The organism is Streptomyces sp. ERV7 (assembly GCF_001653515.1).
Classification (GTDB): Bacteria; Actinomycetota; Actinomycetes; order Streptomycetales; family Streptomycetaceae; genus Streptomyces.
Map to the genome: position 1 here is coordinate 1 of NZ_LYOY01000064.1, position 2088 is coordinate 2088.

Here is a 2088-nt window from a genome sequence, read left to right on the forward strand (position 1 = left end):
GGGCGGCCGCGCGGGCGGGCAGCACCCGGGCCGCGTACGCCGCGAAGAGCAGGGTGCCGACGCCGTCGGCGGCGAAGAGCCAGTCGTAGGACCAGTGGTCGGCGACCAGGGCGCCGAGCGGCGGGCCGACGGTGAAGCCCGCGTTGGACGCGAACCGCATCACCGCGAAGCCCTGGCGGCGGCTGCCCTCGGGGACGCCGACGGCGACGAGCGCGGAGTTCGCGGACCGCACGACTCCGGAGGCGTACTGGGCGAGCGGCAGGGCCGCGATCAGGGCCGGGGTCGGCAGCAGGGCGAGCACGGCGAGCAGGGAGCCGCTGACCAGCGCCCCGGCGAGCAGGGCGCGGCGGTGGCCGTAGCGGTCGCCGAACCAGCCGCCGGTGAAGTTCCCGGCGACCAGGCCGATGCCGCCGACCCCGCTGATCACTCCGGCCTGGCCGACGCTCAGACCGCGCGGGCCGGTCAGGTACACGAAGAGGTAGATGAACGTGAAGCTGACGACCGCGTTGAAGAACATGCCGAAGCACAGCAGCCGGACGGTTCTCGGCACCGCACGCAAGGTCTTCACGCGGCCGCCCCCTTGATCCGTAGTGAGTTCCTTATGGGAACGGACTATGTCAGCATGGGGATCGCAGGTCAACGGCGTACGGAAGGATGGAGGCATGCCTCAACGCACCCGGCTCGACGACGAGCACTGCGCCATCGCCCAGGCCCTGGACGTCGTCGGCGACTGGTGGACCCTGCTGATCGTGCGCGACGCCGCACGCGGGGTGCACCGCTTCGACGCGCTCCAGCGTGAGCTCGGCATGTCCCGCAAGGTGCTCGCCGAGCGGCTGAAGCTGCTGGTCGAGGCCGGGGTGCTGACCCGGGAGCCCTATCAGGAGCGCCCGGTGAGGTACGAGTACCGCCTGACTCCGCGCGGCCGTGCCCTGCTGCCCGTACTGATCGCACTCCAGGACTGGGGAGACACCTGGGTGCTGGGAGAAGGAGAGACGATGGCCACGGCGACGGAGAGGTCCGGGGAGACCGGGCGGGTGCGGGAGCTGGTGGGCACCAAGGTGCCGGAGGTCCAACTCATGGACTTCGACGGCGAGTTGAGGGATCCGGTGGCGCGGGAGAGCGCGTACACCGTGCTCTACTGCTTTCCCGGCGCCTACGCCCGCAAGGAGTCCTATCCGCCCGGCTGGGCGGGGATCCCGGGGGCGCCGGGCTGCACGCTCGAATCGTGCACGTTCCGCGACCAGCTGGAGGAGTTCACGGCGGCGGGCGCGACCGTGCACGGCGTGTCCACCCAACGCCCGGACGAGCAGCGGGCGTTCGCGGACAAGGAGCGACTGCGCTTCCCGCTCCTGTCGGACGCGGACCTGACGCTGACGGCCGCGCTGCGGCTGCCGACCTTCCGCACGGCGGGGGTGAGCCGGCTGAAGCGTCTGACGCTGGTGGTCGACCGGGACCGGACGGTCGTCGAGGCGCTGTACCCGATCACCGACATCGAGGCGAGCGTACGGGCGGCGCTCGACGCGGTGCGCCGGGCGGGCGGCGGAGGCTGAACCCCCGCCAGGCTCTCAGTGCGCGGCGCCGCCGAGGTTGAGCAGCACCACACCGACGATGATCAGCGCGATCCCGGCGAACTTGGCGGCCGTCATCGTCTCGCCCAGGAAGAGCATCCCGATGGCGGCGATGACGGCCGTGCCCGCGCCGGACCAGATCGCGTACGCCGTGCCCACGGACATCGACTTCAGGGTGAGCGAGAGCAGATAGAACGCCAGAAGGTATCCGCAGGCGGTGACGAGTGAGGGCCAGAGCCGGGTGAAGCCCTCGCTGTACTTCATCGCGGAGGTGGCGGCGATCTCCGACGCGATGGCGCAGGAGAGCAGGACGTACGGCATACGGACAAGCGTACACAGCGATGCGTACGGGCGTACATAACGAGGGGATGAACGTCAGGGCAGCAACCGGGCGAGCAGCACGCGCGCGTACCGCTCGTCGTACTCGCCCCCCGTCAGCAGCGCCTGCAGGCAGATGCCGTCCATCAGTGCGACCAGACCGCGAGCCGTGACCGGGTCCGTGTGGCGGGGGAGGAACTCC

At 70.9% G+C, this 2088-nt stretch carries 3 protein-coding genes and 1 pseudogene; 1 reads left to right on the top strand and 3 read right to left on the bottom strand.

What is annotated here, in order from left to right:
* On the bottom strand, window positions 1-568 hold a 568-nt coding region (locus A8W25_RS29890; RefSeq protein ID WP_158942800.1), incomplete at its 3' end, for an MFS transporter.
* A gap of 94 nt (window positions 569-662) precedes the next feature.
* Between A8W25_RS29890 and A8W25_RS29895 the strand changes: the two genes are divergently transcribed.
* Complete coding sequence (locus tag A8W25_RS29895; protein ID WP_067157764.1) at window positions 663-1550, top strand: winged helix-turn-helix transcriptional regulator; 888 nt, start codon at window positions 663-665, stop codon at window positions 1548-1550.
* A 15-nt stretch (window positions 1551-1565) separates the two neighbouring features.
* Here the strand turns inward: A8W25_RS29895 and A8W25_RS29900 are convergent, their stop codons facing one another.
* Together A8W25_RS29900 and A8W25_RS29905 are read right to left on the bottom strand one after the other, a co-directional pair.
* Window positions 1566-1889, bottom strand: coding sequence for a DMT family transporter (locus tag A8W25_RS29900; protein WP_067157767.1), 324 nt, complete (start codon window positions 1887-1889; stop codon window positions 1566-1568).
* Window positions 1890-1943: 54 nt separating this feature from the next.
* Window positions 1944-2088, bottom strand: a pseudogene (locus A8W25_RS29905) (TetR family transcriptional regulator); the annotation flags it as partial.